Annotated in this window: 12 protein-coding genes and 4 tRNA genes; all 16 read right to left on the reverse strand. The window is 51.2% G+C overall.

Features of this window, described 5'->3' with window-relative positions; translation table 11 throughout:
- Positions 1 to 53 precede the first annotated feature (53 nt).
- Complete coding sequence (gene rpoC, locus J2T37_RS04795; RefSeq protein ID WP_253354156.1) at positions 54 to 4,235, reverse strand: DNA-directed RNA polymerase subunit beta'; 4,182 nt, start codon at positions 4,233 to 4,235, stop codon at positions 54 to 56.
- Between the two features lie 144 nt (positions 4,236 to 4,379).
- Positions 4,380 to 8,558 (reverse strand): DNA-directed RNA polymerase subunit beta, encoded by a 4,179-nt coding sequence (gene rpoB, locus J2T37_RS04800; protein WP_253354158.1) that lies wholly within the window; start codon positions 8,556 to 8,558, stop codon positions 4,380 to 4,382.
- Between the two features lie 191 nt (positions 8,559 to 8,749).
- Entirely contained in the window at positions 8,750 to 9,121 is a 372-nt protein-coding gene (gene rplL, locus J2T37_RS04805) for a 50S ribosomal protein L7/L12 (protein WP_253354159.1), read from the reverse strand.
- A 57-nt stretch (positions 9,122 to 9,178) separates the two neighbouring features.
- The gene (gene rplJ / locus J2T37_RS04810) at positions 9,179 to 9,679 is read right to left on the reverse strand and encodes a 50S ribosomal protein L10 (protein WP_253354160.1); all 501 of its coding nucleotides are present in this window, start codon (positions 9,677 to 9,679) and stop codon (positions 9,179 to 9,181) included.
- A 229-nt stretch (positions 9,680 to 9,908) separates the two neighbouring features.
- Complete coding sequence (gene rplA, locus J2T37_RS04815; protein WP_253354161.1) at positions 9,909 to 10,604, reverse strand: 50S ribosomal protein L1; 696 nt, start codon at positions 10,602 to 10,604, stop codon at positions 9,909 to 9,911.
- Positions 10,604 to 11,035 (reverse strand): 50S ribosomal protein L11, encoded by a 432-nt coding sequence (rplK, locus tag J2T37_RS04820; protein ID WP_253354162.1) that lies wholly within the window; start codon positions 11,033 to 11,035, stop codon positions 10,604 to 10,606. Before rplK ends, rplA begins: the two co-directional genes overlap by 1 nt.
- A 114-nt stretch (positions 11,036 to 11,149) precedes the next feature.
- A complete protein-coding gene (gene nusG, locus J2T37_RS04825; RefSeq protein WP_253354163.1) occupies positions 11,150 to 11,683 on the reverse strand; it encodes a transcription termination/antitermination protein NusG in 534 nt (177 codons plus the stop codon).
- Between the two features lie 2 nt (positions 11,684 to 11,685).
- On the reverse strand, positions 11,686 to 11,958 hold the full coding sequence (gene secE, locus J2T37_RS04830; RefSeq protein WP_253354164.1) for a preprotein translocase subunit SecE: 273 nt from the start codon (positions 11,956 to 11,958) through the stop codon (positions 11,686 to 11,688).
- Between the two features lie 155 nt (positions 11,959 to 12,113).
- Positions 12,114 to 12,189, reverse strand: a tRNA-Trp gene (locus tag J2T37_RS04835).
- A gap of 6 nt (positions 12,190 to 12,195) precedes the next feature.
- Positions 12,196 to 13,386 carry an elongation factor Tu gene (tuf, locus tag J2T37_RS04840; protein WP_253354147.1) on the reverse strand — a complete coding sequence of 397 codons (1,191 nt, stop codon included), beginning with the start codon at positions 13,384 to 13,386 and terminating at the stop codon, positions 12,196 to 12,198.
- A 52-nt stretch (positions 13,387 to 13,438) separates the two neighbouring features.
- Positions 13,439 to 13,513, reverse strand: a tRNA-Thr gene (locus J2T37_RS04845).
- 11 nt (positions 13,514 to 13,524) lie between these two features.
- Positions 13,525 to 13,598: transfer RNA gene (locus J2T37_RS04850), tRNA-Gly, on the reverse strand.
- A gap of 30 nt (positions 13,599 to 13,628) precedes the next feature.
- Positions 13,629 to 13,712: transfer RNA gene (locus tag J2T37_RS04855), tRNA-Tyr, on the reverse strand.
- A gap of 97 nt (positions 13,713 to 13,809) precedes the next feature.
- Positions 13,810 to 14,061 (reverse strand): YfhL family 4Fe-4S dicluster ferredoxin, encoded by a 252-nt coding sequence (locus J2T37_RS04860; RefSeq protein WP_253354167.1) that lies wholly within the window; start codon positions 14,059 to 14,061, stop codon positions 13,810 to 13,812.
- 119 nt (positions 14,062 to 14,180) lie between these two features.
- Positions 14,181 to 14,753, reverse strand: coding sequence for a 16S rRNA (guanine(966)-N(2))-methyltransferase RsmD (gene rsmD / locus J2T37_RS04865; RefSeq protein WP_253354169.1), 573 nt, complete (start codon positions 14,751 to 14,753; stop codon positions 14,181 to 14,183).
- Positions 14,754 to 14,846: 93 nt separating this feature from the next.
- Complete coding sequence (gene topA, locus J2T37_RS04870) at positions 14,847 to 17,171, reverse strand: type I DNA topoisomerase (RefSeq protein ID WP_253354171.1); 2,325 nt, start codon at positions 17,169 to 17,171, stop codon at positions 14,847 to 14,849.
- Between the last annotated feature and the right edge of the window lie 162 nt (positions 17,172 to 17,333).

Raw genomic sequence — 17,333 nt, forward strand, 5'->3', positions numbered from 1 at the left:
AAACGCCGTACCTTTTCAGGTACGGCGTTTGCTTGGCAGACAACGCTACAAGATTACTCGGCAGCGTCTTCGCCTGATGTTTCCACGGTTTCCACTTCAACCGGCCGGCTTTGCAGACGGCGGCTGCGGTGGTAGCTCAAGCCGGTACCGGCCGGAATCAGGCGGCCGACGATGACATTTTCTTTCAGGCCGCGCAGTTCGTCCTGTTTGCCCATAATCGCGGCCTCGGTGAGGACGCGGGTGGTTTCTTGGAACGATGCGGCAGAAATGAAGCTGTCGGTGGACAATGAGGCTTTGGTAATACCCAGCAACACGTTTTCAAAGCGTGCCGGCTCTTTGCCTTCGGCCATCATTTTTTCGTTTTCCAACATCACTTCGCCACGCTCTACCTGCTCGCCGGTAATGAACGAGGTGTCGCCGGAATCGGCGATGTTCACACGGCGCAGCATTTGACGGATGATGACTTCGATGTGTTTGTCGGAAATCTTCACACCTTGCAGACGGTAAACCTCTTGCACTTCTTGCACGATATAACGCGCCAGCGCTTCAATGCCTTGCAGACGCAGGATGTCGTGCGGATCGACCGCGCCGTCGACGATGGTTTCACCACGGTTCACCACTTGGCCGTCGTGTACCAGAATCTGTTTCTCTTTGGAAATCAGGGTTTCGTAGGCCACGCCGTCCACATCGGTGATGATCATGCGCTGTTTGCCTTTAGTTTCTTTACCAAAGGATACGGTACCGGTGACTTCGGCCAACATGCCGGCATCTTTCGGGATACGCGCTTCAAACAGCTCGGCCACACGCGGCAGACCACCGGTAATGTCGCGGGTTTTGGACGAGGCTTGCGGGATACGCGCCAATACGTCGCCTTTGCCGATTTCCTGACCTTCGCGCACGGTAATCACCGCGCCTACCGGGAAGGCCATAGATACTGGGGTAGAGGTACCTGGAATGCAGATTTCCAAGCCGTTTTCGTCCAAGAGTTTCACGGTCGGACGCAGCAGTTTGGATGCGCCTGCGGAGCGGCGTTTGCTGTCGATTACCACCAAAGTGGACAAACCGGTCACATCGTCGGTTTGTTTGGCTACGGTTACGCCCTCTTCCACGTTTTCGAATTTCACCAAACCGGCGTGTTCGGTAATCATCGGACGGGTATGCGGATCCCAAGTGGCCAAAGTCTGACCGGCTTTGACGGCTTCGCCGTCTTGCACCAGCAAAATCGCGCCGTAAGGTACTTTGTGGCGTTCGCGTTCGCGGCCGATGTCGTCATGAATGACCACTTCGCAAGAGCGGCCGATGACCACCAGCTCGCCTTTGTTGTTGGCCACATAACGCATTTGGCTGCTGAAACGGGCGGTACCGTTGGATTTGGCTTCCACTTGGCTGGCGGCGGCGGCACGTGATGCCGCACCACCGATGTGGAAGGTACGCATGGTCAGCTGGGTACCCGGTTCGCCGATGGATTGGGCAGCAATCACGCCGACGGCCTCGCCCGCATTGACCAACTTACCGCGCGCCAAGTCGCGGCCGTAGCAGTGGGCGCACAAACCGTGGCGGGTTTTACAGGTAATCGGGGTGCGTACTTTGACTTCATCGACACCGGATTGGTCGATTTTGTCCACCAATTGTTCGTTCAACAAGGTACCGGCTTCCACCAGCGTTTCGCCGCTGGAGGGGTCTACCACGTCGGAGGCGGTAACGCGGCCGAGGATGCGGTCGCGCAGGGGCTCGATAACATCACCGCCCTGCACCACGGCTTTCATGACGAAGCCGTCTGAAGTGCCGCAGTCGTCTTCCACCACCACCAAGTCTTGGGTTACATCCACCAGACGGCGGGTCAGATAACCGGAGTTGGCGGTTTTCAAGGCGGTATCGGCCAGACCTTTACGCGCACCGTGGGTGGCAATAAAGTATTGCAATACGGTCAGACCTTCGCGGAAGTTGGAAGTAATCGGCGTTTCGATAATCGAGCCGTCCGGTTTGGCCATCAGGCCGCGCATGCCGGAAAGCTGTTTGATTTGCGCCGCCGAACCACGCGCACCGGAATCGGCCATCATGTAGATGGAGTTGAACGACTCTTGGTCTACTTCTTTGCCTTCGCGGTCGATAACTTTTTGTTTGGACAGGTTGTCCATCATCGCTTTGGCGATTTTATCGCCGGCACGACCCCAAATATCCACCACTTTGTTGTAGCGCTCGCCGTTGGTCACCAAACCTTGGCGGTATTGGTCTTCGATTTCTTTCACTTCGGCGTTGGCTTCGGCCAGCAATGCGGCTTTCTCTTTCGGGATTTCCATGTCGTCCACGGCAATCGAGATGCCGCCTTTGGCCGCAAAACCGAAACCGGTATACATCAGGTGGTCGGCGAAAATCACGGTGTCGCGCAGGCCGCACAAGCGGAACGAGGCATTAATCAGCTTGGAAATTTCTTTCTTTTTCAAAGCCTTGTTGATGTATTCAAACGGCAGGCCTTTGGGCAGGATTTCGCTCAACAGCGCGCGGCCGACGGTGGTTTCGTAGCGGTTGACCACCGGCTCGAATTCGCCCGCTTCGTTTTTCACCCACTCGCGCAGGCGCACGGTGATTTTGGTGCCCAATTCCACTTGTTTGGTGTGGTAGGCGCGGTGCACTTCTTTCACGTCGGCAAACAGGCTGCCTTCGCCCGGCGCATTGATTTTGTCGCGGGTCATGTAATACAGACCCAATACGATGTCTTGCGACGGCACGATAATCGGCTCGCCGTTGGCGGGCGACAATACATTGTTGGAAGCCAGCATCAGCGTGCGCGCTTCCATTTGCGCTTCCAGACTCAGCGGTACGTGGACGGCCATTTGGTCACCGTCGAAGTCGGCGTTGAACGCGGCACAAACCAGCGGATGAAGCTGAATCGCTTTGCCTTCAATCAGAATCGGCTCAAACGCTTGGATACCCAAACGGTGCAGAGTCGGCGCACGGTTGAGCATAATCGGATGTTCGCGGATGACTTCTTCCAAGATGTCCCATACTTCCGGCACTTCCTGCTCAACCAGTTTTTTCGCCGCTTTCACGGTAGAGGCCAAGCCTTGTTTTTCCAGCTTGTGGAAAATAAACGGCTTGAACAGCTCCAGAGCCATTTTTTTCGGCAGACCGCATTGGTGCAGGCGCAGGTAGGGGCCGACGGTAATCACGGAACGGCCGGAGTAGTCAACGCGTTTACCCAACAGGTTTTGACGGAAACGGCCGCCTTTACCTTTAATCATGTCGGCCAGCGATTTGAGCGGGCGTTTGTTGGCACCGGTCATGGCTTTGCCGCGACGGCCGTTGTCCAGCAGCGAATCCACCGCTTCCTGCAGCATGCGTTTTTCGTTGCGCACAATGATGTCGGGCGCGTGCAACTCCAACAGGCGTTTCAGACGGTTGTTGCGGTTGATGACGCGGCGGTACAGGTCGTTCAGGTCGGAAGTGGCGAAACGGCCGCCGTCCAGCGGTACCAGCGGGCGCAGATCCGGCGGCAGCACCGGCAGCACGTCCATAATCATCCATTCCAGCTTCATGCCGGAGCGGTGGAAGGCTTCCAATACTTTCAGGCGTTTGGCGATTTTTTTGATTTTGGTGTCGGAGCCGGTGGATTCCAATTCCTGACGCAATACTTCGATTTCGCCGGCCACATCCAAGGTGCGCAGCAGCTCGCGGATGCCTTCCGCACCCATTTTCGCGTCGAAATCGTCGCCGTATTCGTCGAGTTTGTTGTAATAGTCGTCTTCGGTCAGCAGTTGGCGGCGTTGCAGCGGAGTCATGCCCGGGTCGGTAACCACAAAGGCTTCAAAGTACAACACACGCTCAATGTCGCGCAGGGTCATGTCCAATACCATACCCAAGCGGGACGGCAGTGATTTCAAAAACCAGATATGTGCAACCGGCGCAGCCAGTTCGATATGACCCATGCGTTCACGGCGCACTTTGGACAAGGTCACTTCCACGCCGCATTTTTCACAGGTTACACCTTTGAATTTCAGGCGTTTGTATTTGCCGCATAAACATTCGTAGTCTTTGACCGGGCCGAAAATTTTGGCGCAGAACAGGCCATCGCGTTCCGGTTTAAAGGTGCGGTAGTTGATGGTTTCAGGCTTTTTTACTTCGCCGTAAGACCACGAGCGGATGGTTTCGGGAGAGGCAATGCCGATTTTGATGGCATCAAACTCTTCTTCCATGCTGGCGGTTTGCAACGGATTAAATAAGTTCGACAAATTCATTTTTGCTCCTAGGAGGAAGTATTTTTGACCGCTGGGCGGATAAGAAATCGGGGTTACGCGGCTTCGGCCGGTTTCAATACATATTTATTTACCAAAGCATTTTTCAGACGACCTCACGGCAGCAAGGCCGTCTTGAAAACAGGTTTAGTAACGCTCCAAATCAATATCCAAGCCCAGTGAGCGGATTTCTTTCACCAACACATTGAAAGATTCCGGCATACCGGCGTCGATTTTGTGTTCGCCTTTGACGATGTTTTCGTACATTTTGGTACGGCCGTTGACGTCGTCGGACTTCACGGTCAGCATTTCTTGCAGGGTGTAGGCGGCACCGTAGGCTTCTAGTGCCCATACCTCCATCTCACCGAAACGCTGGCCACCGAATTGGGCTTTACCGCCCAACGGCTGTTGCGTTACCAGAGAGTACGGACCGGTCGAACGGGCGTGCATTTTTTCATCAACCAAGTGGTGCAGTTTCAGGTAGTGCATCACACCGACAGTCACGCGGCGGTCGAAAGCTTCACCCGAACGGCCGTCGTACAGGGTAATCTGGGTTTTGCTGTCGTTAAAGCCCAGTTTCTGCACTTCCGGATCTTCGCTCGGATAAGCCAGATTCAGCATTTCGCGGATTTCTGCTTCTTTCGCACCATCGAATACCGGGGAAGCAAAAGATGCGCCTTTGCGCAGATTGGAAGCCAATTCGATGATTTCATCGTCGGAGAGGCTGTCCAAATCCTCTTTTTTACCGCTGCTGTTGTACAGCTTGTCGAGGAAGGCACGCAATTCGCCCACTTGACGCTGCTCTTTGAGCATACGGTCGATACGTTCGCCGATACCTTTGGCAGCCCAGCCCAAATGCACTTCCAAAATCTGACCGATGTTCATACGCGACGGTACGCCCAACGGGTTCAACACGATATCGACCGGACGGCCGTCGGCCATATACGGCATGTCTTCTACCGGCAGAATGCGCGATACCACACCTTTGTTACCGTGACGGCCGGCCATTTTGTCACCGGCTTGCAGGCGGCGTTTGATGGCGATAAATACTTTCACCATTTTTTGTACGCCCGGTTGCAGTTCGTCGCCTTGGGTCAGTTTTTTCTTCTTAACTTCATACAACTCGTCCGCTTCTTCGCGTTTTTGTTGCAGGCTCAGTTTAATCAGTTCCAACTGTTTGGCCAGATCTTCGTCGGCCAGACGGATGTCAAACCAGTCGTGTTTGCTGGCGGTTGAAGCCAAGTATTCGCGGGTAATTTCGCTGCCTTTGGCCAAGCGTTGCGGGCCGCCGTTGGCGGTCGCGCCGACAATCATGCGCTCGATACGGTCGAATGCGTCATTGTCGAAAATGCGCAGCTGGTCGCTCAGATCCTGACGGTAGCGCTTGAGCTCGGAATCAATAATGGATTGCGCACGCTTGTCGCGTTGGATGCCTTCGCGGGTAAATACCTGCACGTCAATCACCGTACCGCTCATGCCGGTCGGCATACGCAGCGAAGTGTCTTTCACATCAGACGCTTTTTCACCGAAAATCGCACGCAGCAGTTTCTCTTCCGGCGTCAGCTGGGTTTCACCTTTCGGTGTTACTTTACCCACCAACACGTCGCCGGCTTCCACTTCCGCACCGATGTACACGATACCGGATTCGTCCAGGCGGTTTTGCATACGCTCGGACAAGTTCGGAATATCGCGGGTAATGTCTTCCGCACCCAGCTTGGTGTCACGCGCCACAACGTTCAATTCTTCAATGTGGATAGACGTATAGCGGTCGTCGGCAGCCACTTTTTCGGAAATCAGAATTGAGTCTTCGTAGTTGTAACCATTCCACGGCATGAAAGCGATGGTCATGTTCTGACCCAAGGCCAACTCGCCCAAATCGGTAGAAGCACCGTCGGCAATCAGATCGCCGCGCTGCAACACATCGCCCGCTTTGACGGCCGGACGTTGGTTGATATTGGTTGATTGGTTGGAGCGGGTAAATTTCACCAGATTGTAGATGTCCACACCCACTTCGCCTGCAGTCGCTTCATCGTCGTGTACGCGCACCACCACGCGGTTGGCATCCACGTATTCCACCACGCCGCCGCGACGGGCAACAATGGCAGTGGCCGAGTCAACGGCTACGGAGCGTTCGATACCGGTACCGACCATCGGTTTTTCAGCACGCAGACACGGTACGGCCTGACGTTGCATGTTGGCACCCATCAATGCGCGGTTGGCGTCATCGTGTTCCAAGAACGGAATCAACGAAGCAGCCACAGACACTACCTGACCGGTCGCCACGTCCATATACTGCACGCGGTCTGGCGTAGCCATAATGGTTTCGCCTTTTTCGCGACAGGTAACCAATTCGTCAATCAGACGGCCTTCCGCATCCAATTCGGCATTCGCTTGCGCAATCACATAACGGCCTTCTTCAATGGCGGACAGATAGTCGATTTCGGTAGTCACTTTACCATCAATCACACGGCGGTACGGAGTTTCCAAGAAACCGTAGTCGTTGGTACGCGCATAAACAGACAGAGAGTTAATCAGACCGATGTTCGGGCCTTCAGGCGTTTCAATCGGACACACACGGCCATAGTGGGTCGGGTGTACGTCGCGTACCTCAAAGCCGGCGCGTTCTCGGGTCAAACCACCCGGGCCCAAGGCTGATACACGGCGTTTGTGGGTAACTTCGGACAACGGGTTGGTCTGATCCATAAACTGGCTCAGCTGGCTGGAGCCAAAAAATTCTTTAATCGCAGCAGACACCGGTTTGGCATTAATCAAATCGGTCGGCATCAGGTTTTCGGATTCGGCCTGGTTCAGACGCTCTTTGACTGCGCGTTCCACACGCGACAAGCCGCTACGGAATTGGTTTTCAGTCAACTCGCCTACCGAACGTACGCGGCGGTTACCCAAGTGGTCGATATCGTCCACTTCGCCGTGACCGTTACGCAATTCCACCAAAGTAGCAATAGAAGCCACAATGTCTTCAATGCTCAATACATAACCGCCTTTGTCGGCAGCACCGGCAAAGGTTTCGTTCAACAAACGGCCATACCAAGAATGTTGCTGGGTGTCAGACAGTTTCTGCTCGTAGGTGCGGGTATTAAATTTCATACGGCCTACACGCGACAAATCGTAGCTATCTTCATTGAAGAACAGGCGGTTGAACAGCAATTCAACCGCTTCTTCTGTCGGCGGCTCGCCCGGGCGCATCATGCGGTAAATCGCCACACGCGCAGCCTGTTGGTCGGCTGTTTCATCGGTGCGCAGAGTATTAGAAATATAGCCGCCCTGACCCAACTCATTGATATACAGAGTAGTAATCTCACCAATACCATGGATATCCATCTTCGCCAACAGTTCTTCGGTGATTTCATCATTGGCCACAGCCAATACTTCTCCGGTATCCGGCACTATCAAATCAGTCGCCAGCGCTTTACCCAACAGGCTTTCCGGCTCCACATCCAAACGGGTCAAACCGGCATTGGTAATATCACGCACGTTTTTAGCGGTAATGCGTTTACCTTTAGCAACCAAAATGTTACCGTCGTTATCCACGATGTCCATTTTGGCAGTTTCGCCTTTCAGACGGCCTGCAATCAGGTCAGTCTGTACACCGTTTTTAGACAAATAGAAAGTCTCTTTGTCATAGAAGGTGTCCAAAATCTGCTCGTTGTTGTAGCCCAATGCTTTCAACAAGATGGTAACCGGCATTTTACGACGGCGGTCGATACGGAAATACAGCAGATCTTTCGGGTCAAATTCAAAATCCAACCATGAACCACGGTAAGGAATGATACGGGCAGAAAACAGCAGTTTGCCGGATGAGTGGGTTTTACCCTTGTCGTGCTCGAAGAACACACCCGGAGAACGGTGCAACTGGGACACAATCACACGCTCGGTACCATTGATGACAAACGAACCACTTGGTGTCATCAGCGGAATTTCCCCCATGTACACTTCATTTTCGCGCACTTCTTTCACGGTTGGCTTGGACGCTTCTTTATCCAAAATGACCAAACGGATACGTGCACGCAGCGGCGCCGCATAAGTAATACCGCGCAGTTGGCACTCAGGAATATCAAATAACGGATCACCCAATGTGTAGTGTACAAACTCCAAACGGGCATAACCATTGTGGCTCACAATGGGAAAAATAGAATTGAATGCAGCTTGCAGACCATCATCGGTACGCTGATCGAAAGGATTTTCCAACTGTAGGAATTTAGCGTAAGAATCCAACTGGGTTGCCAGCAGGAACGGGACTTCCAACACATTTTCCCGTTTAGCAAAACTCTTACGGATACGTTTTTTTTCGGTAAACGAATAGCTCATATGTACTCCGAAGGGTGATTTTGAATAAGATGCCGTCTGAAACCGTTCGGCCTTGTGATGTTATTTACATTTATTTATATTTATCTAAAGAGTTAAATGCAAATAAATGTAAATAAGTTAATTTCCATTTACTGGGAAGCAAAATAAGGCTGGCAGAAACTCTGCCAGCCTCGACTGAAAGCATCAAATAATTATTTGATTTCGACTTTAGCGCCGGCTTCTTCCAGTTGTTTTTGGATGTCTTCAGCTTCAGCTTTAGACACACCTTCTTTAATAGTTTTAGGCGCACCGTCAACGATGTCTTTAGCTTCTTTCAGACCCAAACCAGTGATGGCACGAACGACTTTAATCACGCCAACTTTCTGGTCACCGGCAGCAGCCAAGATAACGTCAAATTCAGTTTTTTCTTCTGCAGCGGCAGCACCACCAGCAGCCGGGCCAGCTACGGCAACAGCAGCAGCAGAAACGCCGAATTTTTCTTCGAACGCTTTAACCAACTCGTTCAATTCCATTACAGTCAATTGCTCAACTGCGCTCAAGATGTCTTCTTTAGTGATAGCCATGCTATTCAAACTCCAAATATTGTATTAAAAATAACTGTTTAAATGAAACAAAATCGATTAAGCGGCTTCTTCGCCAGCTTTTTTCTCTGCCAAAGCAGCCAAACCGCGTGCAAAACCCGATACAGGCGCTTGCATAACGAACAACAGTTTGGACAACAGCTCTTCGCGGCTCGGGATAGAAGCCAACTCAGCAACCTGAGCAGCATCCAGCACATCACCATTGTAAGAACCGGCTTTAACTACGATTTTGTCATCTTTTTTCGCGAATTGATGCAGCACTTTCGCAGCAGCAACAGCATCTTCAGAAGCAGCATAAACCAACGGGCCAACCATACGGTCAGCTAAGCCTGCAAATGAAGTACCTTCTACTGCACGACGAGCCAAAGTATTTTTCAGAACGCGCAGATATACGCCTTCTTTACGCGCATTCGCACGCAACTCGGTCATGCTGGCAACACTGATACCGCGATATTCGGCAACCACCAGAGTTTGCGCATTAGCAATTGCTGCGCTAATCTCTTCGACGGCTACTTTCTTGGTTTCAATATTGAGACTCAAGGTCTACCTCCCACTGTTTATCAATAGGACAAGCCGGACGGCCTACCCCACCAGCGCGGTAACCTAAAAAGACATCTTACAAAAGGATTTGTAATTTGTTTCAAGGACTACCGTCTGCGTAGGGCCTTACGGATTAAATCTCGCGATCCCTACGGTCTTGGACATCTACTTATTGTCTAAGTAGCCCAACCAGACAACCTCTTGAAAAGCTCGAGGCCGTCTGAAATTCTTAGTTGCTAACACTTGAAGTATCAACACGTACGCCTAAACCCATGGTGCTGGATACGGCAATTTTACGCAGATACTGACCTTTGGCCGCAGCCGGTTTGGCTTTAACCAAAGCGTCCAGCAGTGCATCAAAGTTTTCTTTCAAGTCAGCTTCAGCAAAAGAAGCACGACCAATAGTAGCGTGAATGATACCGGCTTTATCAGTACGGTATTGAACCTGACCAGCTTTGGCGTTTTTCACAGCCTCTGCAACATTCGGGGTTACAGTACCTACTTTCGGGTTCGGCATCAAACCACGCGGACCCAAAATAGTACCCAACTGACCGACAATGCGCATTGCATCAGGAGAAGCAATCACAACGTCAAAATTCAGATTACCACCTTTAATCTCGGCAGCCAAATCTTCAAAACCGACCACATCTGCACCGGCTTCCTTGGCGGCATCAGCATTTGCACCTTGCGCAAACACAGCAACGCGGGTAGTTTTACCGGTACCCTTAGGCAATACTACAGAACCACGAATTACTTGGTCAGATTTACGCGGATCGACACCCAAATTGAAAGACACGTCAACAGACTCGTCAAATTTAGCAGTTGCCGTATTTTTTACCAAAGCAATGGCTTCATCGATGGCATACAATTTATTGGCTTCAACAGAAGAGCGCAATGCTTTCAAGCGTTTAGATACTTTAGCCATTATACACCCTCCACATCCAAACCCATAGAACGGGCAGAACCAGCAATAATACGGACACGTGCATCCAAATCTGCGCCAGTCAAATCAGGTTCTTTAGTTGTCGCAATCTCTTCCAACTGTGCACGAGTTACTTTACCCACTTTATTAGTCAGCGGATTAGAACTACCTTTTTGAATACCGGCAGCTTTTTTCAATAAAATAGAAGCCGGAGGAGTTTTCATCACAAAAGTGAATGATTTGTCTGCAAACGCAGTAATCACCACAGGAATCGGCAAACCCGGCTCCATGCCTTGGGTTGCAGCATTAAATGCTTTACAGAATTCCATGATATTCAGACCGCGCTGACCCAACGCAGGGCCGACCGGAGGAGATGGATTGGCTTTACCTGCAGGAATCTGCAGTTTGATGTAGCCGATAATTTTCTTTGCCACTTAAGGACTCCTAAATAAACGGGTATAACGCGGAAAATATCCGCTCCCCAAACAGAACTTGGAATTATAAAAGCAATAAACTTTTTTATCAAGTGTTTCAAACGATTAAACTACTTAAATTTTCTCAACTTGGCCAAATTCCAACTCAACCGGTGTTTCCCGACCAAAAATTTGTACGGAAACGCGCAATTTATTGCGCTCGTAATTAACCTCTTCAACTACACCGTTAAAATCAGCAAACGGACCTTCGTTGACACGCACCTGCTGACCCACTTCAAACTCCACTTTCGGTTTTGGTTTTTCCACACCACTTTTAACTTGTTGCAAAATTGCATCAGCTTCTCGTTGTGAAATCGGTGCAGGACGGTTGGCAGTACCACCAATAAAGCCAGATACGCGCGGCGTACTTTTTACCAAGTGCCAAGAATCATCGGTCATTTCCATTTCTACCAGCACATAACCCGGATAGAATTTGCGCTCAGTAATGGTACGACGACCATTTTTAATATCCACAACTTCTTCTACCGGCACCAGAATCTGACCAAAATAGTCTTCCATCTGTTCGCGGGCAATACGCTCTTTCAGCGTTTTCTGGACATTTTTCTCAAAGCCGGAATAAGCCTGTACGACATACCAACGTTTTGACATTTTTATCCCCTCTTCAACAAGATATCAAAAAATAACCAGGAAATACCGGTATCAACCACATAAATAAATGCCGACAATACCGCAACAAAAATTACCACAAAAATTGTCATTTTGACGGCTTCATCGTGTGACGGCCATACAACCTTCTTAAATTCAACCCAAGAATTACGGAAATAGGCAAATAAACCCTCTCTCTTTTGGGCAGGCGGCTTTCCGCCGGACTTCACAAGTTGACCCTGCTTTTTCGCAGTATCTTCAGATGTATGTTCAGTCATCTTAAACTCGCTTACCGCCCCTCGTACAAGCTGACCGGCAGCTCACACACTCGAATAAAGCGGCAATTCATTAAAATAAATACTGTTAGCCCGAATATATACAAACCAACAGATACAAAAAAATTAACCGGCACAAGGCCGGTTAATTTTTTATTTGGCAGGCCAAGAGGGTCTCGAACCCCCAACCCTCGGTTTTGGAGACCGATACTCTACCAATTGAGCTATTGGCCTCTAAACTTAAGCGATTACATTAGAAACAACGCCAGCACCTACGGTACGGCCACCTTCACGAATCGCAAAACGCAAACCGTTTTCCATCGCAATCGGAGCAATCAGCTCTACGGTGATTTTTACGTTCTCACCAGGCATTACCATTTCCACACCCTCAGACAAGGTAACCGCACCGGTCACGTCTGTTGTACGGAAGTAGAATTGCGGACGGTAGTTCGCGAAGAACGGAGTGTGACGACCACCCTCTTCTTTGCTCAATACGTAAACTTCTGCTTCAAATTTGGTGTGCGGAGTGATAGAACCCGGTTTAGCCAATACTTGACCGCGTTCCACTTCTTCACGTTTGGTACCGCGCAGCAGTACACCTACGTTGTCACCGGCTTGACCTTCGTCCAGCAGTTTGCGGAACATTTCCACACCGGTACAAGTGGTTTTTTGGGTGTCTTTCAGACCAACGATTTCAATCTCGTCACCCACATGGATCACACCGCGTTCTACACGACCGGTTACTACGGTACCACGACCAGAGATCGAGAATACGTCTTCGATCGGCAGCAGGAACGGTTTGTCAACAGCACGTTCCGGAGTTGGAATGTAGCCATCCAAAGCGTCAGCCAATGCAAAGATTGCGGTTTCGCCGATTTCAGAAGTATCACCTTCCAATGCTTTCAGGGCAGAACCTTTAACGATCGGGCAGTCGTCACCCGGGAAATCGTAGCTGCTCAGCAGGTCGCGAATTTCCATCTCAACCAGTTCCAACAACTCTTCGTCGTCAACCATGTCGCATTTATTCATAAACACCAAAATGTACGGTACGCCTACTTGGCGGGCCAACAGGATGTGTTCGCGGGTTTGCGGCATAGGACCGTCAGCAGCAGATACCACCAAAATTGCACCGTCCATCTGAGCGGCACCGGTAATCATATTTTTCACATAGTCGGCGTGTCCCGGGCAGTCTACGTGAGCGTAGTGGCGGGTTTCGGTTTCGTATTCTACGTGAGAAGTATTAATGGTAATACCGCGGGCTTTTTCTTCCGGCGCATTGTCGATTTGGTCGTAGGCTTTGGCCGCACCACCGAATTTTTTAGACAAAATAGTAGTCAAAGCAGCAGTCAGAGTGGTTTTACCATGGTCAACGTGACCGATGGTGCCAACGTTTACGTGCGGTTTGCTACGTTCAAATTTTTCCTTAGCCATGGCAATTTCCTATCCTAATAGCTGTACAAAAATATAAGAGTAAAAACGAAGATGGTGCCCATGGGCAGATTTGAACTGCCGACCTCTCCCTTACCAAGGGAGTGCTCTACCCCTGAGCTACATGGGCTAAATTGTGCTTGGAGCGGGTGAAGGGAATCGAACCCTCACCGTAAGCTTGGAAGGCTTCTGCTCTACCATTGAGCTACACCCGCTACTTACTCTTACTCCAAGTAAGATATTTTTGGTGGAGGGAGAAGGATTCGAACCTTCGAAGCTCACGCAACAGATTTACAGTCTGCCCCCTTTGACCGCTCGGGAATCCCTCCAAAAGAGAACGCTAGTTTATTTAAATCACTTCCAACGGTCAAGAACTTTTTTCATTATTTTTTTAAAAACATCTCAACACAATGATTATTATTGGATTTATTTTTCAGAAATAATGCGGATATACTTAGCTTGCAGTTCTTCTTGGCTTTCCGGATGTTCTTCATCAATCAGAATACAGTCTACCGGACACACCTGCTGGCATTGCGGTTCGTCATAATGGCCGACGCATTGGGTACACAGATTCGGATTGATTTCGTAAATTTCTTCACCTTGAGAAATCGCATCATTCGGGCACTCCGGCTCGCAGACATCGCAGTTGATGCACTCGTCCGTAATAAAGAGCGACATTATTTTTCCTTTTTCATTAAATTTTCAAAACCGACGGGCGCGGATTATAGCACATACTGTTGCGTGAAAACGGCGGCAAACGAATGTTTACACCACGGAAATGATTCTCAAATGACAATCTATTCAACTGCTTGCGCATATTGCAGTAAAGCGAAGCGGCTCATGCCCGATTTGCCTTCGCGGTAGGGAAACAGCCACTGCGGATACTCGGGCAAGACACCCGCTTCAATATAAACAAACGCACCCTCCTTCAGACGGCCTTGCAGCGCGGCAAACAAATCCGACCACTGCTGCCAGGCAAACGGCGGGTCGAGCAGCACCACATCAAAACGGCTGCCGCCGTTTTTCAGATAAATCAGGCCGTCTGAAACCTGCGTTTCCGCCCGGGTCAAACCCAATTCGCCAATATTGCGGCGCAGGTTCTGCGCCGTTTGGCGGTTGCTTTCCACCAACACCACCTGCTGCGCGTGGCGCGATGCGGCCTCCAAGCCCAAGGCGCCGCTGCCGGCAAACAAATCCAATACCGTCTTACCGGTCAAGTCCTGCCCCAGCCAGTTGAATAATTTTTCGCGCACCATATCCGGCGTGGGGCGCAAGCCTTCTGCGGCGGCAAAAGTCAATTTTCTGCCCCGGTGCGTACCGCCGATAATGCGCACCTGATTGCTGTGTTTGCTGTTTTTACTCTGCTTCATGTTTATCCACAAACAAATGCCGTCTGAAACCTAAGTTTTTGCAATGCAAAAATTTACTATTTTTCAGACGGCATGATGGTTCAAAGCTAAATCCTACTCTTCCCCACCGCTCCCCTTGGCCGCAGGCGGTTCGATCTGCTCTTTCCAGCCGCATTCTTTTTGCGGGCAGACTTGTTCCACGCCCCAGCGTTTGGTGGTTTTGATGGTCAATACCGGCCAATGGCACTTCGGACATTCTTCGGCAACCGGCGGATTCCAAGTGGCGTAGTTGCAGTCGGGATAGGTTTCGCAGCTGTAAAACAGTTTGCCGTAACGCGATTTGCGCTCGACCAAGTGGCCTTTTTTACATTGCGGGCATTCTACGCCGGTGTCTTTCGGTTTTTCCAAAGGCTCGACGTGTTTGCACTTGGGATAGTTGGCGCAGCCGATGAATTTGCTGCCGGTGCGGCTGTATTTGTACACCAGCTGTCCGCCGCATTTAGAGCATTGGCGGCCGTCAAGCTCGGCCTGCTCTGCGGCTTGTTTGGCGATACGCTCGGCGGCTTCTTCGGCGGTTTCGTTGACGTTGCGGGTGTAGTTGCACTCAGGATAGCCGGCGCAGGCGATAAAGCGTCCCATTTTGCCGAATTTGATTTGCAGCTTGTGCTGTCCGCATTGCGGGCAGGTTTCGTCCAGCTCTTCGGTGGTGAATTTGGCACGCTCGATGCCTTCTTTTTCTTCCACTTGTTTGCTGAAGCCTTTCCAAAATTGGCTCATCACCGGCACCCATTGGCGTTTGCCGTTGGCGATGTCGTCGAGCTGGTCTTCCAGTTTGGCGGTAAAGTGGTAATCGACGTATTGGGCGAAATGCTCGGTCAGGAATTTGTTGACGATTTCACCGGTGTCGGTGGGCATAAAGCGTTTTTGCTCAAGGGTCACGTATTCGCGGTCTTTGAGCGTGGAAATAATGCTGGCGTAGGTCGAAGGGCGGCCGATGCCGTATTCTTCCAGCGCTTTCACCAAAGTGGCTTCGTTAAAGCGCGGCGGCGGGCTGGTGAAGTGTTGCTCGCCGTAGAGTTTGTCCACCGGCAGGGCATCGCCTTCGGCCATTTCGGGCAGTTTTTTGTTGTCTTCGCCTTCGTCGCTGTCGTCAGTGCCTTCTTCGTACACGCTCAGGAAGCCGGCAAAGGTCTGCACTTGGCCGGTCACGCGGAACACGCCTTCGCCCACGCCGATATCGACGGTGGTCTGGTCAAATTTGGCCGGAGTCATTTGGCAGGCGACAGTGCGCTGCCAAATCATTTGGTACAGCTTGAACTGGTCGGCGGTCAGAAACGGCTTCACGCTTTCGGGGGTGCGGTACACGGACGTCGGGCGGATGGCCTCGTGCGCTTCTTGGGCGTTTTTGGACTTGGTTTTGTATTGTTTCGCGCTGCCCGGCAGGTATTCTTTGCCGATTTTGTTTTCGATATAGTGGCGGATTTCGGTCAGCGCTTCGTCGGCCAGCGTTACGCTGTCGGTACGCATATAGGTAATCAGACCGATGGCGCCCTGCCCCACGTCTATGCCCTCGTAGAGCTGTTGCGCGGTACGCATGGTGCGGTCGGTGGTCATGCCCAGTTTGCGCACGGCATCCTGCTGCATGGTGGAGGTGGTAAACGGCGCGGCGGGATTGCGGCTGCGTTTTTTCTTTTCCACCGCCACGACTTGCGCCGGTTTGCCGTTTAAGGCCGCCAATACGTCGGCTTGCGCGCTTTCAGACGGCAGGGCGAACTGCTCCAGCTTTTCGCCTTGGTATTGCACCAGCTTGGCGGTAAATTTGCTGCGCCCTTTGTGGCTGTCGAGGTGGATCGTCCAGTATTCCTGCGTTTCAAAGGCGCGGATTTCGTTTTCGCGCTCGCAAATCAGGCGCAGGGCGGGGCTTTGCACGCGGCCGGCGGAGAGGCCGCGACGGATTTTTTTCCACAACAGCGGCGACAGATTAAAACCGACCAGATAATCTAAGGCGCGGCGGGCTTGCTGCGCATCGACCAAGTTTACTTCCAGTTCGCGCGGGTGGGCGATGGCGTCGAGTACGGCGTTTTTGGTAATTTCGTGGAACACCACGCGCTGCGGCTTGATGTTTTTCAGGCCGCGTTTGGATTTGAGGATTTCCTGCAAGTGCCAGGAAATGGCCTCGCCTTCCCTATCCGGGTCGGTGGCCAGATAGAGGTTTTCTGCTTCTTTGGCGGCGGAAACAATCGCATCGACGTGTTTGCTGTTGCGCGATACGAGCTGGTATTTCATGGCAAAATTGTTGTCGGGATCGACCGCGCCGTTTTTCGGCACCAAATCGCGCACGTGGCCGTAGGAGGCCAGAATTTCAAAATCGCCGCCCAAGTATTTTTTTAAGGTTTTGGCCTTAGAGGGAGATTCGACGATTAATAGGTTTTTTGCCATCGTGGTTCTCTTTAATGTATTGGTTTTATGGTGTGCCGGTGTGTTTTCAGACGGCCTTGCGGAATTTTAGGCCGTCTGAAAATAATGATGTAGCTTGGGTTACGAAACCCAACATCATGCCGCCCTTGTCTGGGTTTAATTTATATGATTGTTGGGTTTACA

It is taken from the genome of Neisseria perflava, from assembly GCF_024170405.1.
GTDB lineage: Bacteria > Pseudomonadota > Gammaproteobacteria > Burkholderiales > Neisseriaceae > Neisseria > Neisseria perflava_B.